Annotated in this window: 12 protein-coding genes, 1 pseudogene and 1 riboswitch; of the genes and pseudogenes, 12 read left to right on the top strand and 1 reads right to left on the bottom strand. The window is 32.8% G+C overall.

The genetic code is table 11. From position 1 onward, the window contains the following. Positions 1–1,253 precede the first annotated feature (1,253 nt). Positions 1,254–2,003 carry a hypothetical protein gene (locus KKQ79_RS05185; RefSeq protein ID WP_213189223.1) on the top strand — a complete coding sequence of 250 codons (750 nt, stop codon included), beginning with the start codon at positions 1,254–1,256 and terminating at the stop codon, positions 2,001–2,003. Positions 2,004–2,244: 241 nt separating this feature from the next. Then, a riboswitch (SAM-I-IV-variant riboswitch) is annotated at positions 2,245–2,341 on the top strand. A 36-nt stretch (positions 2,342–2,377) separates the two neighbouring features. Next, the gene (locus tag KKQ79_RS05180; protein ID WP_213189222.1) at positions 2,378–3,697 is read left to right on the top strand and encodes a Na+/H+ antiporter NhaC family protein; all 1,320 of its coding nucleotides are present in this window, start codon (positions 2,378–2,380) and stop codon (positions 3,695–3,697) included. Positions 3,698–4,592: 895 nt separating this feature from the next. Here KKQ79_RS05180 and uraH read toward each other — a convergent pair. Continuing rightward, positions 4,593–5,003, bottom strand: a complete 411-nt coding sequence (uraH, locus tag KKQ79_RS05175; protein WP_213189221.1) for a hydroxyisourate hydrolase — start codon at positions 5,001–5,003, stop codon at positions 4,593–4,595. A gap of 263 nt (positions 5,004–5,266) precedes the next feature. On the opposite strand from uraH, the gene KKQ79_RS05170 reads away from it, so the two are divergent. From KKQ79_RS05170 to KKQ79_RS05125, 10 genes and pseudogenes are all read left to right on the top strand, one after another. After that, positions 5,267–6,862: a type I restriction-modification system subunit M gene (locus KKQ79_RS05170; protein WP_213189220.1), complete on the top strand. Its 1,596-nt coding sequence runs from the start codon at positions 5,267–5,269 to the stop codon at positions 6,860–6,862. Between the two features lie 46 nt (positions 6,863–6,908). After that, positions 6,909–8,072: a restriction endonuclease subunit S gene (locus KKQ79_RS05165; RefSeq protein ID WP_213189219.1), complete on the top strand. Its 1,164-nt coding sequence runs from the start codon at positions 6,909–6,911 to the stop codon at positions 8,070–8,072. Positions 8,073–8,099: 27 nt separating this feature from the next. Beyond that, positions 8,100–9,254, top strand: coding sequence for a PDDEXK-like family protein (locus tag KKQ79_RS05160; protein WP_213189218.1), 1,155 nt, complete (start codon positions 8,100–8,102; stop codon positions 9,252–9,254). 52 nt (positions 9,255–9,306) lie between these two features. Beyond that, positions 9,307–11,604: an AAA family ATPase gene (locus tag KKQ79_RS05155; RefSeq protein ID WP_213189217.1), complete on the top strand. Its 2,298-nt coding sequence runs from the start codon at positions 9,307–9,309 to the stop codon at positions 11,602–11,604. A 151-nt stretch (positions 11,605–11,755) separates the two neighbouring features. Then, a complete protein-coding gene (locus KKQ79_RS05150; protein ID WP_213189216.1) occupies positions 11,756–12,481 on the top strand; it encodes a type IV toxin-antitoxin system AbiEi family antitoxin domain-containing protein in 726 nt (241 codons plus the stop codon). Continuing rightward, positions 12,466–13,467: pseudogene (locus KKQ79_RS05145) on the top strand (nucleotidyl transferase AbiEii/AbiGii toxin family protein). Before KKQ79_RS05150 ends, KKQ79_RS05145 begins: the two are co-directional and overlap by 16 nt. Continuing rightward, entirely contained in the window at positions 13,464–16,652 is a 3,189-nt protein-coding gene (locus KKQ79_RS05140; protein ID WP_213189215.1) for a type I restriction endonuclease subunit R, read from the top strand. The pseudogene KKQ79_RS05145 and the gene KKQ79_RS05140 overlap by 4 nt, the downstream one beginning before the upstream one ends. A gap of 26 nt (positions 16,653–16,678) precedes the next feature. Beyond that, the gene (locus KKQ79_RS05135) at positions 16,679–18,745 is read left to right on the top strand and encodes an McrB family protein (RefSeq protein ID WP_213189214.1); all 2,067 of its coding nucleotides are present in this window, start codon (positions 16,679–16,681) and stop codon (positions 18,743–18,745) included. Further along, positions 18,732–19,970, top strand: coding sequence for an McrC family protein (locus tag KKQ79_RS05130; RefSeq protein WP_213189213.1), 1,239 nt, complete (start codon positions 18,732–18,734; stop codon positions 19,968–19,970). The genes KKQ79_RS05135 and KKQ79_RS05130 overlap by 14 nt, the downstream gene beginning before the upstream one ends. 4 nt (positions 19,971–19,974) lie before the next feature. Further along, positions 19,975–20,736, top strand: coding sequence for a LytR/AlgR family response regulator transcription factor (locus tag KKQ79_RS05125; protein WP_213189212.1), 762 nt, complete (start codon positions 19,975–19,977; stop codon positions 20,734–20,736). The last annotated feature ends 70 nt before the right edge of the window (positions 20,737–20,806 follow it).

The raw sequence follows: 20,806 nt of genomic DNA, 5'->3' as shown, positions 1-20,806 counted from the left end.
TATTTTTAGGATTAAAAAATTATTGAGCTAAGGTATATAAGGGGTTCTCTAAAAACTGTAACATTAAAACGAAAAGAAAAAGTCAATTTTTTCGTGGTGTTATTATTGACAGAATCGGTATTATGTTTAGATTTTTTTCTTTATGACAGGTACAGCCTTTTAGAAAAGAATTAATTTTCGGTTTTAGGTTTTTGTAAATATTCATTTTGCTTTATTATTATTCAAATTTCAGGATGTAGAAATAAAATTCTGTGACGCATTTTTTCTCATGTTTATTTTCGTTTCAAATATCTTTTTATGTCTTTATTCGTAAAAGGACACCTTTCTACATTTCCTTAAAACTATTATGAATAAAGAGGTTTGTAGATTTTTGCACGAAGTTAGGGGGGCTATAAAACAAAAACTGTAACATTAAAACGAAAAGAAAAAGTCAATTTTTTCTAGCTCTGCCTTCGACAGGCTCAGGCAACGGGATGAGAAGTGAGAATGTGCCTTCGTGAACTTCGTTCGCAGACCTTCAGTCTGTGCTCAGGCAACGTGTAATAGAAGAATTGGTGATTTCTACAGGCTCAGGTAGCGAGAGTAACACGGGTGATTTCATGAACTTCGTTCGCAGATCTTCGGTCTGTGCTCAATCACCGAGAGTAGAAATAAATATAAAGGGTGGTTGAGTCCTAGTCTAAGGCACTGATTTAGAAAAACAATCCTGATTTCGGCAAGCAAAGTAAGCTTGGTAGGGATTTTTCTGTCTCTAGATTTGATAAACTTAGTTATTTATAAATTTATTTTTGCCTACGAGAAAATGTTTTAAATCCATTTTTTTGGCTCTTTTTTTTACAATTAAAGTTTGAGATTAAATTTAATTGGTAGTTTGTTTTAATACTTTGGAAGGTTTTAAGGATTGAAAAAAAAGACTATTCTCTAAAAACTAAGATTTCAGTTAAAAGTTTCATTTTCCGCTAAAAGTTGATTTTATGACTAAAAGTATTGTTTTCGGCAAAATGTGCTGAATTCGGTTCTTTTCGGCACTCTTGTTTTGGAAATCTTTTTTAGAGCCTCTACATTTGTCTTGCATTCTTAGGGTAAGGATGTAGAAAAGAGATCTTTTGGAAGATATTTTATCGGCAAGTAATATTTACTAGGATAGAGTTAGCGCGCTTTATTTATAGCTTTATTTGAAAAGAATACAACTTGTTTTTTCGCGAAGTCCAATTTTTCTTTTTTCTGATTAATTTATTTAAAAATTTCAAATTATGGCTAAATATAACGGCTTAATAACCATAGAAGGACAAATAGATGGTCTTTCTTTCTATAAAACTGCAGACGGAACATTTGTAAGAAGAGCTGGCGGAGTGAAAAAAAGCAGAATTATGAATGACAGTAATTTTGCAAGAACGCGTGAAAACATGAGTGAATTTAGCGAAGTAGCTAAATCTAATAAGCTCATGCGCAATAGTTTTGGGTATTTACTAGAGAAGTATAAAGACTCTAAAATGCAGGCAAGACTGACTTCTAAACTGTATGAAGTTCTAAGGAATGATACTGTTTCTGATAGAGGTGAGAGGAGTATTGCTATAGGAATAGGAACAGAAGGAGGAGTAGATGTAATGAGAGGTTTTGATTTTAATGCAAGAGCTTCGTTGAGTTCTGTTCTATTTGATGGATTTACCTTAGATATGGAAGCATCTACTTTGACTTTAACAGATGTAGTACTGGGTAGAGGTTTAAAGTTTCCAGCTGCAGCTACAGATTTCAATATCCGATTGATTGAAAGTGTTATCCGATTTGAGGGAGGGAATTTTGAAACCCATGAAAGTAATGTAGTTACGGGTAAAACTTATGGCACAACGCTGAATGGTGTTTTGAGTTTTGAAAGCCCTCTCACTATGCAGGGACAGCGATACTTTTTACTTGTAATAGAATATCTACAAGAAGTAAATGGAAATCTATATCCTCTCAATAATGGTGCATTTAATGTGGTCAATTTGTTGGATATGGTTTAGTAACACTGAATAAAGTGATTAAGAGACTGTCTAATTAGGCAGTCTCTTTTTTAATATCGCATTTGAACATTATGATTCTTTAAATATTTTCAAGAGTTTGAGGTATAAAAACGGGAACGGGAAAGGAAATTTTTATTCTTTAATTTTTAGAAATCAGGGAGTTAAAAGGCTGTGTTGATGGTCTATGAGGGCGATTGATAGATTGTATTTGGTTCGTTGGGAGATAATGATTACTTTTGCCGCCTATTATCAGGAACCTCTACGGGAGGTAGCAACCTGCAACAACAAGCAAGGTGCTAAAGCGATAAGCCAAACTTTTTGGAAAAAATGTTGTCTATCTTTTGTAAAGTTCCTGTGTTAAATTTTTAAATTTTATGAACAATACAAAAGCAAATTTTCTCAGTTTACTTCCTTTTTTAATTTTCGTAGGTACATTTTTAGGTGCCGGAATTGTATTGCAAGATTTTTATGCCTTGCCATCGCCTATTGCCGTGAGTATCGGTATTATTGCCGCCTTTGCCATGTCTAGGTTGCCTCATCAAGAAAAAATAAAAACTTTCTTACACGGTTGTGGGGAATCCAGTGTACTCACCATGTGTATTATTTATCTATTGGCAGGCGCTTTTTCTACGGTAGCACAAGTTTCGGGCAGTGTAGATGCGGTGGTGAATATCGGGCTAACCTATATCTCTGCTGATTATTATGCTCTAGGGATTTTCCTTTTGGCCTCATTCCTTTCCTTGTCTTCTGGAACCTCGGTTGGTGCTATTGTCGCATTAGGGCCTATCGCAATACAGTTGGCTCAAAAAAGTGGAGCAGACCTTAACCTAATTGGGGCAAGTCTTTTGGGTGGTGCTATGTTTGGCGACAATCTTTCGGTGATTTCTGATACTACCATTGCAGCAGCTCAAACGTTGGGCAGCAGCATGAAAGATAAGTTCAGAACCAATTTTTATTTGGCTGCCCCTGCAGTAGTATTAACGGTGGTCATCTTACTTTTTATAGGATTTAGCAATCCTGTCGCACCTATTGCCTATACGCCAACTCCCATTTCTTGGGAACTTATTTTCCCCTATTTGGTGGTTTTGGTTTTAGCCTTTTTAGGGTTAGATGTATTTCTGGTGTTGGTCATCGGGATATTTTTAGCGGGAGCCATTGGTTTGTGGCAAGGGAATCTCACGTGGTTGAGTTTTGCCAAAGCCAGTTATGAAGGCTTCACTTCTATGACCGAAATTTTCCTTTTGTCTTTGCTTACAGGTGGTTTAGCTGCCTTAGTAGAAAAAGCAGGGGGAATTCAATATTTATTGAACAAAATAGAAGCTAAGATTAGCTCTGCCAAATCTGCGCAATTGGGAGCAGGATTGATTACAGGTTTGGTAAATCTCTGTATTGCCAATAATACGGTGTCGATTCTAATCTCTGGGAAAGTGTTGAGACCTATTTCTGAACGTTTTGAAGTTCCAGCCCGAAAGATGGCTTCTGTGATTGATATTTTTGCGTGTATCGTTCAAGGGTTACTTCCTTATGGCGCTCAGGTTTTATTGATTATCGGTTACAGTAAAAATAAAATCAATTATGTGGATATGCTCTCGCATTCTTATTATTTAGGGCTTCTGTTCTTAATGGTGGTGGGTTCTATGTTTTGGGGAAGGTCTAGGAATGTGTTACCTTCGGGAGGCTCAGGTATTTGTTGAGAAAAATTCTTTTCCCCGACCCTAAAGGGTGAAATTTTTCTGTTTGGTTTTGGAGTTTTTATAACACAAAGTTCACGGAGATTTTGTAAAATCATGTCGTTTTTGAGTTCTCAAAGGAACATCAGAGATGTTCTATAGAGTGCACGGATTTTAATGCAATAGAAATAATGTGCCTTCGACTACGCTCAGGCACCGTGTAATAAAAGATTTGGTGGCAGAGCAAAGACTGAAGTTCTGCGAACGAAGTTCACGAAGCCACAGCATCAACAAATAAACTCTGCTTTTCAGATTTAATGTTCTTTTGTCTTGAAACAAAAGAACCAAAAGTTCAAGTCTGGAAATCCTCAGCTAAAAATAAATAACCTTTTCTAAAAACTCTGAAACTCACTCGGCAGAATGCCGAGCTTAAACAGCAGACTTTTTTAACGAAAAGGTTATTCATTTTTTTAACGCTTGCGGTTTCCTAGGACATCAATTAAAATAGGTAATTTTTCAACGTCTATGTTCCTAGGTTAAAAGTTTTAATATCACAAGGTTCACGGAGAGTTGTCGAAATGATGGCGTTTTTGAGTTTTCAAAGGAGCATCAGAGATGTTCTAGAAAGCACACGGATTTTAATGCAATAGAAATCATGTGCCTTCGACAGGCTCAGGCACCGAGATGAGAAGTGAGAATGTGCCTTCGACTACGCTCAGGCACCGAGTGTAGTAATAAATAATACGGTGATTGAGCGGAGTCGAAATCACAGGGAGGAATAAGAACGTGCCTTCGACTACGCTCAGGCACCGAGATTAGAATTGAGAACGTGCCTTCAACTACGCTCAGGCACCGTGTAATAGAAAAATTGGTGGCTGAGCTTGTCGAAGCCACCATTTTAGAAAATTCTTTTTTATTTTTAATTTCCTCTGTAAGTGGAGTAGCCGTAAGGCGATAGGGTGATGGGAACGTGGTAATGTTCTTGGTCTGCCAACTCAAAAACCACTTCTACAAAGGGATAAAAGGATTTTTGTCCTAGACTTTTAAAATACGGTGCGGTGTAAAACGTGAGTTTGTAAATGCCCGTGTTGTTTTTGCCCTCTTGTTTTAAGAAATCTTTTACCCTGCCGTTTTGATCGGTGATTTTTTCTTCTACCAATACCCAATTGTTTTGTGCATCTCTTTTTTGTAAAGTAATTTTTACGTGGGGAGCAGGTTTACCCGTGGAGATGTCTAAAATGTGACTTGAGAGTTGATAGCTGCTTTCTTGAGCATAAACCATAGGTACCATTAAAAACATCATGAGAAATACTAACCAGTTCTTTTTCATTTTTTTTTAGATTTTTATTGTTGAATATTTTTTGTCTTACCCTTACAAAGATGATGCCTATTTATGCCGAATTAACTTCATTTTGATTGATGTTTGCAATGGCATTTATTGTATTATTCTAATGGGAAAGTTTGTGGGTTTTGTGATTGTGGTTTTATTTCTAAATTTTTCATTGGATTTAAGTTGAGAATTACGGTTTTCCTTATTGGTATAAAGATAGGTTTTTGTTATATTTGGGAGAAATAATAAAGTATAGGAAACTAATGGCTAAGAAAAGCACTGTAAAAACTAAATCCATAGAAGAAACGCTTTGGGATTCTGCCAATAAATTGAGAGGTACGGTAGAATCTTCTGAATACAAACACGTAGTATTGGGACTGATTTTCTTAAAATTTGCGAGTGATAAATTTGAAGAGCGTAGAGCGGAACTTATTGCAGAAGGCAAAGAGAAATTTATAGAAATGAAAGAGTTCTACAATATGCAGAACATCTTTTATTTGCCAGAAGAAGCAAGATGGAGCACCATTATCGAACATTCTAAACAGGCAGACATTGCCCTAAAAATAGACACCGCTCTCCACACCATAGAAAAAAACAACCCTGCGCTGAAAGGGGCGCTTCCAGACAATTATTTTTCTCGTCTGAATATGGATGTGAGCAAATTGGCAGCTTTGCTGGATACCATTAACAATATCAATACCTTACAAGATAAGCAACAAGACATAGTAGGAAGAGTTTACGAATATTTTTTGAGCAAATTTGCCCTTGCCGAAGGTAAAGGAAAAGGAGAGTTCTACACCCCTAAAAGTATTGTAAACCTGATTGCCGAAATGATAGAACCTTACAAAGGTATAATCTATGATCCAGCTTGTGGAAGTGGTGGGATGTTTGTGCAGTCTATTAAATTTATAGAAAGCCATCACGGTAATAAAAAGGAAGTCTCTATCTACGGACAAGAATATACAGCTACCACCTATAAACTGGCGAAAATGAATTTGGCGATTAGAGGAATTGCCGCCAATTTGGGAGATGTACCAGCAGATACTTTTGGCAAAGACCAACATCCCGATTTGAAAGCCGACTTCATCATGGCGAACCCACCTTTTAACCAAAAAGATTGGCGAGCAGCCGATGAATTGGTGGACGATGCCCGATGGAAAGGTTATGATGTACCTCCAACCAGCAATGCCAATTATGCTTGGATTCTGAATATGGTAGCCAAACTTTCTGAAAACGGAGTGGCTGGTTTTATCTTGGCCAATGGCGCTTTGAGTGGTGGTGGAACCGAATACGAAATCCGTAAAAAACTGATAGAAAATGATTTGATAGAAGCCATTGTGATTTTACCGAGAAATATGTTTTATACAACAGATATTAGTGTAACGCTTTGGATTCTCAATAAAAACAAAAAAGAAAAAACGGTACAATTGCCTGATGAAGTGCGACAATACCGAAACCGTGAAAATGAAATATTGTTCTTGGATTTAAGACAAAAAGGAATTCCTTTTGAGAAAAAATACACCCAATTTTCTGAGGACGAAATTAGAGAAATTGCAGGAACGTATCACACTTGGCAGTGCCTTCGACAGGATGAGACAACGTCTGAAAACAAGCTGAAAGGTTATGAAGATATCCCAGAGTTCTGTTACAGTGCGACCAAAGAAGAAGTGAAAGCCAAAGATTATTCTCTGGTGCCGAGTAAGTACATTGCTTTTGTAAACCGAGATGAGCAGATAGATTATGAGGATAAAATGAAGGCTTTGCAACAGGATATTACCCAATTATTGCAAGAAGAAGCCCAATCTAAAAAAGATTTGTTGAATGTTTTTAAGGAGTTAGGTTATGCAATCCAATTATAAAAGATTAGGCGATTATATACAAGAAGTAAACATCCGAAACAAAGATTTGAAACAATATCCTTTGTTGGGTGTGAGTATTAAAAAAGAAATGATTATTTCTATTGCTAATACTGTGGGAACAGATATGTCAACGTATAAAATTATCAAAAAAAATCAGTTTGCTTACGGACCAGTAACTTCTAGAAATGGAGATAAAATTTCTATTGCTTTATCTAATGAAGAAAAAGCGTTATTATCCCAAGCTTATGTAGTTTTTGAAACCAATAATCTATTATTACCCGAATATTTAATGATGTGGTTTCGCAGACCTGAATTTGATAGATATGCACGTTACAAATCTCACGGAAGTGCTAGAGAAATCTTTGATTGGCAAGAAATGAGCGAGGTTATGCTCCCCATTCCTTCCCTAGAAAAGCAACAGGAAATGGTAAACGAATACCACACCATACAAAACCGTATTAACCTGAACAACCAACTAATTGCCAAATTAGAAGAAACCGCACAAACGATTTATAAACAGTGGTTTGTAGATTTTGAGTTTCCCGATGAAAACGGTAAGCCTTATAAAAGCAATGGCGGTAAAATGGTTTGGTGTGAGGAGTTGGAGAAGGAAATTCCGGAGGGGTGGGAAGTTGGAAAAATTGGTGATTATTCAAAAGTAAAATCTGGTTTTGCTTTTAAAAGTGACTTGTGGAAGTTAGAAGGAATCCCTGTAATTAAAATTGGTAGCATCTCAAATAATACAATAGATTTTAATGCTTTAGATTTTGTAGATTCAAAAGTATTAGTAAATGCTAGAAATTATACAATACAAAAAGGAGATATTGTTATTGCAATGACTGGTGCAACTATTGGTAAAATTGGAATCGTTCCAAATTTAGGTAAATACACATTAGTAAATCAACGTGTAGGTATGTTTAATTTAGGGGAGAAACCGTTAAATAAAGTTCCATTTCTTTATTTAGTTTTATTAGATGACATTGTTCAAAAAGAAATTAGTAATGTTGGTGGAGATAGTGCACAAGCAAATATTAGTAATTCACAAATAGAAAATATTAAAATAGTTTTACCAAAAGAAAAAAACATCAATGATTTCAATTTGTTATTAGAATCAACATTTGATTTAATTTTAAACAAAATAGAAGAAAACCAAAAACTAGAGGAGTTGAAGGAATTGTTGCTGGGGAGAATGGTAAGGGTTGAGAATTAAAGAATTAAAGAATTAAAAAACTAAACTATGAAAACTGAAATGATGGAAACTGAAAAGCTTCTAAAAGAAGTGAATTGGTTTCTCAAAAACAAAAAATTAGAAGTTGAGAAAAATGAAGATACTTTTAATATGTTTAGAATATGCGGTGTAAACCATTATGAAAACACGCATTCTTCTATTCTTGCAGAACTATTAGATCCCAATGCCAGTCATCAGTTTGAACATAAATTCTTAGATGCATTTATACAGACTCTTATAAAGTTAGATATCCTGCCACCAGAATATCAGTTTGCGTATCAAGATGTGGCAGTACATCGGGAATATTCTACGCCCTATGGTAGGCTTGATATTTTAATTACCAATTCATCATGTGATGCTCTGTTGATAGAAAATAAAATATATGCAGGCGACCAGTTTGACCAGTTAAAAAGATACCACACTTTTGGAGCTCAGAAATTTAATAACAAATTTAAATTGCTCTATCTTACTTTGTGGGGAAATGAATCTCCACAAGACGCATTAGACAAAACAGAATATCTGCAAGTTTCTTACTGTGAAGCGATTCTACAATGGTTGGAAAGATGTGTAGAAATAGCAGCCAGATCTCCTATTGTACGAGAAACCCTAATACAATACAGCAATCATATTAAAAACTTAACCAATCAAAACACCGAATCTACTATGAACAAAGAATTAATTGACCAACTTTCATCAGTCGAACATTTAGACGCCGTTTTTACGATATCTGAGAACATTAGCCATGTAAAAAATAATTTGATTAATAATGTATTATTAAAACAACTTGAAGAAATAGGCAAGGAACTGAACATTGTTTCTCAAAGTAAAAGCAAAGATTATGTGAACACCAGTTGGGCAGGATTTTCGTTTGCTGTACCTGCCTGGAAAAACTATAATATTTTTTTGGAATTTGGAGCCAGAGGATTAAGAAACTTGATTATTGGTCTTGTTCCTAAAAATGATCAGGTAGATACGAGTGCATTCTCAATTATTAAAGAAAAAGTAGGAGGAGGAAATGCAAGATGTGCCTACATCTGGTTTCCAAAATATCAAGACTGGAACGCTGATGCTATGAAAGCTATTGTGAATGGAGATATGAAAGATCTAATTAAAGATGAAATTATTAAATTGTTTGATGCCCTAAAAGAAGTGGAGGGGGTGTGAAAGATTTTTAAAAAGGAAGATAAAAACTAAATAACGTGAAAAGAGATTAAATATGAATAATAGTGAAAATCAAAAAAAATACAATATACAATTCACTTTAAAGAATATAGGACCTCATAGCAATTTAAGCCAATGTATAGATGCAGGAGAAAATGGAGCATTGAGAATTGCGATTTATGCAACAAATGGTTCAGGTAAATCTTCTATTAGTAAGCAGTTTAGGTTGTTAAACCTAGATGAAAAATCAATGCCTAAATCGGATAATTTTATCACATTGGGTGAAAATAGTGCTAGTTTCTTTTTTAAATTGTTTAATCAAAATACTCCAACTGAAAAATTTGAATTTAAAATAACACACTCTTCAATAAATAAGCCTTCAATTCAAAATTCTTCTAATTTAATTTTTCATACTTTCAATAGTGATTATGTAAAACAATCTATTGAACCAGTAAATTATGGACAAGAAAAAGAAATAAACGGTTATATTATTGGAAAAACAGAAGTCGATCTGTCTAATGAAAAAGAAGATTTAGAGAATATAAATAAAAACTATGTAGCTAATAAAGATATTATAATAAAAAAATTAGATGAAGCAAAAGAAGAGTTACAGAAATTAGGAGTAAACGCCAAAACAAATGATTATAAAGAGATTACATTTGAAAATTTAATTAATAATTCTTATTTAATTGAGGAAAAACTCTTATTTGAAGATTTAAAAAAATCTTTGAAAAAAGTACAAAACATACCTGAAAATTTAGAATTTGTTGATGAGTTTGAAAATTTTGAAATTAATTTAAATGTTTTAGATGAAATATTTAAAGATTTAAATGAAAATATCACTCTTTCCAAAATATCTGAAAGTTTTAAGCTAAAAGTACAATCTAAAGAAGATTTTATTAATTTGGGAATAAACTTAATAAATTATGAAAATAAAGAATGTCCTTTTTGTGAGCAAAGACTGAATTCAGAACAATTTGATTTAATAGACCTATATAACTCTTACATTAATGATTATGAGACAAAATATAGAAATAAACTAGTTAAGCATTTAGCTTCTGTAAAAACTATTAAAAATTTATTTGAGTTGAAGATTAACGAATTTTCTATTGTTGAAAATCAATACAATAAATTAAAAGACTATTTTCCATCATATTCTTCTTCAAATTTAGAAATTATCTCTAAAAATGATAAAATTTTAGAAAATTTAGATTGGGAAATTATTGAAAAAATTATTGAAGATAAAAAAAGTAGAGTAGAAGATTTACTTTCTGCTGATAGTCTTAAAAAAATAGAGTCTTTTAGATATGAATTATTAAATTTAGAAAAAACTATTAGAAAATTTATTACTGAAAATAATAAAAAAATAGATAAACTAAATGATACAAAAATATCAACAAGTGATGAAATTTTGAGATTAAAAAGAAGGTTATGTAAAGCTAAATTTAAGAGTTTAAGAAGTACTTTAGTTACTGAAATTAAAAATGAAAAATTATTAAAAGAAGAAGAATTAAAAAAGAAAAAATCAATTGAAGATATAGAAGGTACATCTAAAAAAAGTAAAAAAGATGTTGTTTCAGAAACATTTGAAAGTTTGATTAGATTTATTTTTTCTGATAAATATATCTATGACAAAGAAAAAAGTATAATAAAATTTAAGTCTCATTCTTTAAAGCGAAACATACATGACATATTAAGTGATGGTGAAAAAAACATCATTTCATTTTGTTATTATATTGCTGAAACTCATGTTTTAGTTAATAAGCAATCAGATTATGACAAGCTATTTTTTATAATTGACGATCCAATTTCTAGTATGGATTTTCACTTCACATATTCTGTCTGCCGAATCTTAGAAAGGTTGCATGATTATTTTCGCGAAATGAATAGGAAAAATTTAAAATTTATATTGTTTACGCATAGTATAGAATTTATGAGTATATTATTGAGAAATAATGTTGTTCAAAAGAAATATGTTTTAACACATAATAAATTAAAGGAGTTAAAAAAAGAACTCGTAATGCCATACCACGAACATTTATCTGATATATATAAAGTTGCTGATGAACAAATAGAACCTTCACATACAACTCCGAATTCAATGAGACATGTTTTAGAAACAATTTCAAAATTTGAAAATCCTAACCAAGATCTAATTTCATTTATTGATAATATTGAAATTTTAAAAAATTGCAGTTCATTATATAATATGATACAAGATTTATCTCATGGTATTATAAGATCTAGTTTGGCAATATCTTCTGATGATATAAAAAAAGGATGCAGAACAATTTCAGATTATATAGAGAGTAAGTATGCTGGGCAACTAAATAACATAAAGAAAACAATTTAACCAATGCACCCATACCACCCAGAAAAACACTATCGGCGTTCTATACAATTACAAAGATATGATGATAGTCAAGAGATATTTTATTTAAAAATGTCCAGTTTTTTTACTAATAAACTGGACAAATGATTTATATTTGTATTATAATAAAACAATGAAAATATCTGAATACATAGCATTTACTATAGATAGACTTCCTAAAGGCTATGTTTTCACCTATGCAGATTTTACTACTGAGGTGAATCAAAAAGAAGCGGTGATAAAAGCCCTGAATCGTATGGTTGCTTCAGGCAAAATCGCCAAACTCTCTAAAGGCAAATACTACAAACCAGAGAACACCCCTTTTGGTACCCTTCAACCCAATCAGGCGCAAGTAGTAAAAGATTTATTAGAAGAAAACGGTAAGATTACTGGCTATCTTACGGGTTACAGTATTTATAACCAGTTGGGTTTAACCACGCAAGTAAGCAATACCATACAGATTGGTAAAAATCAAGTTCGCCCTAAATTTAAAAGAGAACGCTACATTATTACATTTATCAAACAGAAAAATAGCATTACCAAAGAGAATATTCCTTTGTTGCAAGTATTGGATGCTATTCGCTATATCAAAAAAATACCTGATGCCAATATAGAAGCATCTTGTAAGCGGTTTTTGGCTATTATCAAAAACTTTACAGACAAAGAAATCAACACTTTGGTTCGCTTGGCTCTGAAATATCCACCTGCTACAAGGGCTTTATTGGGCGCATTGCTAGAGCAATTGCAGCAAAGCAAGACAACAGAAACTCTTTTCAAGTCCTTGAACCCAATTAGTAAGTATCAACTCACAGGTGCGGGGAAAGTATTATCTACCACCGAAAAATGGAATATTGTATGAAATTGCATGAAAATAAAACCTTGTTCAGACAGGCTGTTCAGTTTACTGCTGACCAAATGAAAATTCCTGCCATATATGTAGAAAAAGACTATTGGGTTACCTATGTTTTGTTTACGATTTTCAACAATGAAGTTGGCAATGATACAGTATTTAAGGGCGGAACAGCACTATCCAAATGTTACCAAATGATAGAACGTTTTTCTGAAGATATTGATTTGGTAGTATTGAGAAAAGAAGGAGAGACCGACAGCAAATTAAAATCAAAATTAAAAATAGTAAGTACAGTTGTAGATACTGTTTTACCCGAAGTTACGATTGAAGGAATAACCCATAAAATGTGAATGAATAGAAAAACGGCACACTCCTACAAAAAAGAATTTAAAGGAGATTACGGACAAGTGCGGGATACAATAGTTGTAGAAACCACTTGGTTGGGATACCATGAACCATATACTACCAAAAGCATCGTTTCATTTGTTGGCCAAATGATGTTGGATTATCAACAGTTTGATATTGCTAAAGAAAACGAGCTATTGCCTTATGATTTACTTGTATTAGAACCTATAAGAACCATTTGCGAAAAAATAATGAGTTTAGTACGTTTTTCTTATGGCGAAAATCCAATCGATGATTTAAAGAAAAAGATAAGACATACCTACGATTTATATCAGTTACTTACACAAGAGGAGTTTTTAAAATTCTTTCAATCAACAGCCTTCGATGAAATGCTTTTAAAAGTAGCCAATGATGATGTTATAAGTTTTAGAAATAATAATCAGTGGTTGATTCATCATCCTAACGAAGCACTTATTTTCAAAGACTTGGAAAATGTATGGAATGAATTGAAAGCAACTTATAACGGAGACTTTAAAAATTTGGTGTATGGCAAATTACCCAAAGAAGAAGTTATTTTAGAAACTTTAAAAATGATTCAAGAAAGATTAAAAACTATTTCTTGGACAATAAAAACTGAAGCAAAGAAATGAAATTCACCGAAGCACAATTAGAACAAGCCTTTATCCATCTTCTACAGCAAGAAGAAATGCAGCACGTTTTGGGAAATGATTTACGCAAAACAGAAGGGAATCTGGTAGAGGAATCTAGAGAAACTTACGGACATATAGCTACCGAAAAAGTATTGATAGAAGAAGATTTGCGTACATTTCTTACAATGCAATACCGAGAAGAAGGCATTACCCGTTCAGAAATTGATGGTATTATTAGGGAATTGGAGCAATTGCCAGCCTCGGATTTGTACGAAAGCAATAAGATTTTTATGAAAAAATTGAGTGATGGATTTCTATTGAAGAGAGAAGACCGCACCCAAAAAGATATTTTTATTCAGTTCATTGATTACAGCGAAGCCGACCAAAATATATACAAAATCGTGAATCAGTTGGCGATAAAAGGCTACGAAATGCGCATTCCCGATTTAATTTTGTATGTGAACGGATTGCCATTGGTGGTTTTTGAGTTTAAAACAGCCATACAAGAAGAAACCACGATTTTTGATGCTTACAAGCAATTGACGGTAAGATACCAAAGAGATATTCCCGAGTTGTTTAAATACAATGCTTTTTGTGTGATAAGTGATGGTGCAAATACCAAAGCAGGTTCATTTTTTGCGAAATATGATTTTTTCTATGCTTGGCGCAAAACCGAAGGAATGCCTAATGAAGTAGATGGCATAGATGCGATGTTTACGATGATACAAGGAATGTTTAACCGAGAACGTTTCAGAAATATTATTCAGAATTTTATCTTTTTGCCAGACAGCAGTAAGAAGAATGAGAAAATCGTTTGTAGATATCCGCAATATTACGCTACCATAAAATTGTTTGAAAACATTAAAATTCATCAAAAACCAGAAGGCGACGGAAAAGGAGGAACGTATTTTGGGACTACAGGTTGTGGTAAAAGTTATACGATGCTTTTTTTGGCAAGAATGCTGATGAAGAGTACTTATTTTAAAAGTCCTACGATTGTTCTTATTACCGATAGAACCGATTTAGATGACCAACTTTCTGGGCAATTTACCAGCGCCAAAGGTTTTATAGGAGATGAGACCGTAATTAGTGTAGAAAGCAGAGCGCATTTAAGAGAATTATTGCAAAATAGAAATAGTGGCGGTGTTTTTCTTACGACCATTCATAAATTTACAGAAGACACCCAATTGCTTACCGATAGAAGCAATGTAATCTGTATTTCTGATGAAGCACACAGAAGCCAAACCAATCTCAACCAAAAAATTACCTATTCTGAAAATGGGGTAAAGAAAACTTTTGGTTTTGCTAAATATCTGCACGATTCTTTGCCGAATGCTACGTATGTAGGTTTTACAGGAACACCTATAGATGCTACGATAGATGTTTTTGGCGAGGTAGTAGATGCTTATACTATGCGAGAATCTGTGGTAGATGAAATCACAGTTCCTTTAGTTTATGAAGGTAGAGCCGCCAAAGTAATGCTCCATAGCGAAAAACTGAGAGAAATAGAAGACTATTACGAACAATGTGCAGAAGAAGGCAGTAACGAAAATCAGATAGAAGAAAGCAAAAAGGCAATGTCTCAAATGAATGTGATTTTGGGAGACCCTTCTCGCTTAAAAGCTGTAGCCGAAGATTTTGTAAAACATTATGAAAAAAGAGTAGAAGAAGGAAGTAGTGTAGCAGGAAAAGCGATGTTTGTATGCAGTAGCAGAGAAATTGCGTATGAATTGTATAAAAATATTCTTGCCATAAAACCAGATTGGGGCGAGAAAAAGGAAGCCGAAAATCTAGAGCTCCTCACAGAAAAAGAGAAACGAGAACTATGGCCGATTGAAAAAATAAAAATGGTAATGACTCGCAATAAAGACGATGTAAAAGAACTCTATGATTTACTTGGCACAAAAGATTACCGAAAAGAACTTGACCGACAATTCAAATTTGAACACTCTAATTTTAAAATTGCCCTAGTAGTAGATATGTGGCTCACTGGTTTTGATGTTCCTTTCTTAGATACTATTTATATTGATAAACCCATCCAAAGGCATAATCTGATACAAACGATTTCTAGAGTTAATAGAAAATTTGAAGGTAAAGAAAAAGGTTTGGTGGTAGATTATATCGGAATCAAAAAACAAATGAATCTTGCATTGGCACAATACAACCAAGGCAATGAAAGCAATATAGAAGAAATAGAACATTCTGTAGTAGTGGTGAAAAACCAACTGGATTTGTTGCACCGTATTTTCCATACGTTTAATAGCCATTTATATTATCACGGTACTCCTATAGAACAATTGCAAACCCTAAATAGAGCAGCGGAATTTGTACAACAGACCAAAGAGTTGGAAACTCGTTTTATGAACATCGTAAAACGTTTGAAATTGGCTTTTGATATTTGTTCGGGTAGTGAATCTATTTCTGAAACCGAGAAAGATGAGATTCATTTTTATTTGGCGGTGCGTTCTATTATTTACAAGCTCACCAAAGGAACCGCTCCCGATGCTTCGCAAATGAACGAAAAGGTAAAAGCGATGATTCAAGAAGCCATAGAAAGCGAAGGTGTAGAAGAGATTTTCAAACTCGGTGAAGAGGAAGCCCAAGAAATTGATTTGTTTTCTGATGATTATTTAGCCAAATTAGATAAGATTAAACTGCCTAATACCAAGTTCAAACTCTTGCAAAAAGTATTGAAACAAGCCATCGATAGAATGAAGCAGGTGAATAAAGTGATGGGAATAGATTTTAGTAAACGTTTAGAAGCTATCGTACAAAAATACAATGAGCGTAAAGAAGGTGATGTATTGCGAAGTGAAGTTTTAGAGGATTTTACCAATGAAATCATTGAACTCTATTACGCTTTGAAAAAAGAAAATGACTCCTTCCAAGAACTAGGGATTGACATCGAAGAAAAAGCTTTTTATGATATTTTGAAAATGCTTACCGTGAAGTATGATTTTTCTTATGCAGACGAAAAACTTATTGAGCTAGCCAAAAAAGTAAAACTAGTGGTAGATGATAAAACCAAATACACCGATTGGAGTAAACGAGATGATATAAAAGCCGAACTAAAAGTAGATTTGATTATTCTCTTGGCAGAAAATGATTATCCACCAATAGACAGAGACGAGGTGTATAAAGAGATTTTTGAACAAGCAGAGAATTTTAAGAAATATAAAGGGTAAAATATAATAAACTAAACTAAACACTAATGACTAAATATCAAGAATTACAGAAAGACGTTTTTAATTGGTTAAAATCTAAATACGAAGAAGATAATACATTTACTTATTCGGTTAGGCAAAAAGCAAATAAAGGAGCAGAACTTAATTATTTTATTGGAACAGAAAGATCGAAATATTTTTCAACAACATTTTGGTTTATACCTGGTTCTTATCCTGGTTCTTCAGGTGATTTAATTAATTTAGTTTTTGATTTAAGATTCAAAGAAGGGTTTGAATTTTTTATTCAATTTAATCAAACTAAAAATCCATCTGGTAAACAGAATGAGTATGCTCTTGAATTAATTAGAAATATTAAGACAAGGATTGAAGGTAAATTCCAGAATACGCATTATGCTCCTGAACAAAATAAAATGGAGTTTTTTGCTATTTATTCGCCTCGAAAATACAATGGCTTTATAGAAATCATAAATGATTTGAATGATCTTCTATCTAAAATAGTACCAATTGTAAATGAGGAAATAGATAAATTAAAAAATATTTACTCAGATTTCATAGCCCATCGTTTTACGTCTAGCGAACAAATGAAAATGTTTGAAAAAATGCAAGAAAGATTTGAAAAATATAAAATTATAGAAGAGATGGAGGAAGAACTTGAAGAAGAAGATTTTGCTCCTTTGAATTATTTCTCTGAATCTACTTTTCCTCTCAATCAAATCCTCTACGGCCCTCCCGGAACAGGAAAAACATATAATACCATCAATAAAGCTTTAGAAATTATTAATGAGGATAAAGTAAAGCAACTTGATTTTAATGATAGAAAAGCTGTAAAAGATTTGTTTGATAAAAAGTTAAAAGAAGGACAAATTATGTTCACCACTTTTCATCAAAGCATGAGTTATGAGGATTTCATTGAGGGTATAAAACCAGAAATAGAAGAAGATGAGGAAGGAAGAAAATCTGTGATTTATGAAGTGAAGAAAGGCATTTTTAAACAAATAGCAGAAGAAGCTAGAAAAATAAGATATCAATCAGAAGAGTTGAGTCAGCAATATACCTTTGATGATGCTTGGGATGATTTGGTTTCTGAAGCCTATGAGTATTTAGAGAAAGAAGAATCACTTATCCTCAATATTCAAACAGTAGGAATGGGATTAAAAGTAGTAGATATTTCAGAAAAAGGAAATCTAAAAGTTCAACCAAAATCTTCTAAAGAAGCCAAGATTTATACTGTTTCTTTTTCAAGGGCTAAAAAATTACAAGAAGCATTTCCTGACTTATCTGTTATTAAAAATATCGATAAAGAATTTAGAGCGGTTATTGGAGGCTCAAACTCTACTGCTTATTGGGCAGTTTTAAATTATATAAATAACAGAATAAATTCCCAAACTACAACAACTCAATTAGAAATTCCATTAGCTCCCAAACCATATGTACTCATCATCGATGAAATCAACCGAGGTAATGTTTCTCAGATATTTGGTGAATTGATAACCTTAATAGAAGAAGACAAAAGATTAGGGAAGAATGAAGCATTGGAAGTGATTTTACCATACAGCAAAGAGAAGTTTGGTGTACCATCTAATCTTCATATCATTGGAACAATGAATACCGCAGATAGAAGTGTAGAAGCTCTAGATACAGCACTTAGAAGGAGGTTTTCTTTTGTAGAAATGATGCCTGAATATGAAGCATTAAACAAAATTCAGTTTGATGATTTTCACTTGGGAGAGCTATTGAAAACTATTAATAGTAGAATTGAGGCTCTTTTGGATAGAGATCATACCATAGGGCATTCTTATTTTATCAACATTAAACCTAATGATACAGAAGCGTTGAAAGAAGCTTTTACCAATAAAATCATTCCTCTTTTGCAAGAATATTTTTATCACGATTATGAAAAAATTGCCTTGATATTGGGAGAAGGTTTTGTAGAATGTATTGAACCAAAAGAAAGTAAGGTAGAATTTGCAAGATGGAATGGTAAAACATTAGAAAAGCCCGAAACTTCAAGACTATTTAAAATTAAAAAGTTTGATGACAATTTTAATATTCTTGATTCAATAAAACATTTACTTAACCGTGTTGCAATCTAAGAACATCATACAAGTTTTTGAATATAATTCTTTGCAATATGGCACAGAATATAATGGTGTGCTTTTTAAGGAAAGCCACTTTAATGCTTTAGTGAAGTTCAATGAATTGCATCAGAACAGGTATTTTAATATAGGTTATAAAAAAATTACTTTCAAAAATTATGTGGGGGTTCTGCAAGTAGATGGTTTGGTCATTGAGATTCTACCGAAAATAGACCAATATGAAACCAATACAGTTCTTTGGCAGAGTGTATTAATCCAAATGCTTAAAGTTACCAAAAAACTTAAAGTAAACGCTGTAGGTGAAGCTCAAATTAAGAAACAAAACATTCATTTGCTCGATATTTATTTTGAATGGTTTCTGAATGAAGTAGAACTTTTAATCCGACAAGGACTTATTAAGCAATATTATAAGGAGACTAAGAATATCAAGGCATTAAAGGGAAAGTTAGAGTTTTCTGGACATCTCTCAAAAAATCTGGTTCATAAGGAAAGATTTTATACCACTCATCAAGTCTATGAGAAGGATCATTTGATTCATCAAGTTATTGGTCAGGCTTTAGAAATTGTGGCATCTATGTCAAAAGGAAATCATCTATATCATCATTGTAAGTCAGTACAATTAGATTTTCCTGAAGTGACTTCTATACAAGCAACTCACCACACTTTCAATAAAATTCCCAAAACCAGAAAAACGGCACCATATGAAACGGTTTTGGCTATTGCGCGCTTAATTATTTTAAATTATGCTCCAAATGTTGCTAGCGGAAATGAAAATATGCTTGCTTTACTTTTTGATATGAATCGTTTATGGGAAGAATATGTTTTGGTAAGGTTAAAACAAGTTGCTGAAGAAAAAGGAGTAGAAGTTTATGGACAAAACTCGAAAGGTTTTTGGAATGGAATTACCATTCGTCCTGATATTGTTTTGGTGAAAAAGAACTATGAAAATAGAGAAGAATTTCTCATCATAGATACCAAATGGAAGAATATTGATTACGCGGAACCGTCTATTCATGATTTGAGGCAAATGTATGTTTATAATGAGTTTTGGAAATCTACAAGGTCATTACTTTTGTATCCTTCAATGAGTACCCATTTACATTCAGACCATTTTATCAGTTATGAAGATCATAAACATTCTTGTTGTTTAGGAAAGATTTCCATATTTAAAGAAGAAGAATTAGATATTTATTTGGGTGAAGAAATTTTAAAATTGTTTTAAATAAATGACCAGAACTTATAAAATTGCAATTTTAGAAGATAACAGTAAACTTCTAGAAAAACTATCAGAATATATTCTAAAAATACAAAATGTAGAAATTGTACTGAAGAGTAAAAACTCTGATGACTTTTTTGAGCAATTGTCTACCACACTTCCCGATATTTTGTTGACGGATTTAGATTTAGGAAATGACAGTATGACAGGAATTGAAGTGGCACAAGAAATACAACTCCCCGTATTTTTTGCCAGTGTCAATACAGCAGATTATGTGGAAAATATGGAATCCCTAAAAAGAGATGCTGAAATATGTGTAGACCATATAACCAAACCTTTTACAGAAGAACAGTTTTTAAAAAGCTTCAAAAGGTTTCTAAAAGAAGTTGAGCTTTTTTCTAATCTTCAATACATCTATTTAGATTTTAATAAAACTAAGAGAAATAAGATTCTCATTGATGACATTGTATTTTTAAGTGCAGATAAACAATTGGGCTCAGAATCCAATAACAAACAAATTCATTTTACCAATAGGCCTTCTGAAAAATTAATTGATTTTTCCTTTACAAAAATGGAAGAAAAAGGTTTATATTCTACTCAATTTGTTACCATTCATAAATCTTTTAGAGTGAATAAAAAATACATTTCAAAATATGACAGTAAATCTGCAAGTGTAGAACTGAAAGTTTATGACAAAGACTATATGACAAAAACTATCAAATTGGCAGTGTCAGAAAATTATCAAAATGTCATCAAAAAATTATTGAGCTAAGGATTTCATTGCTCAATTTTCCGCTTTTATTATTGCGTTCTCTATGATATTATTGGGGAACGCATTTTTT

The sequence above is a fragment of the Cloacibacterium caeni genome, assembly GCF_907163125.1.
Taxonomy (GTDB): domain Bacteria; phylum Bacteroidota; class Bacteroidia; order Flavobacteriales; family Weeksellaceae; genus Cloacibacterium; species Cloacibacterium caeni_B.
This window is presented reverse-complemented; position numbering and strand designations above follow the sequence as displayed.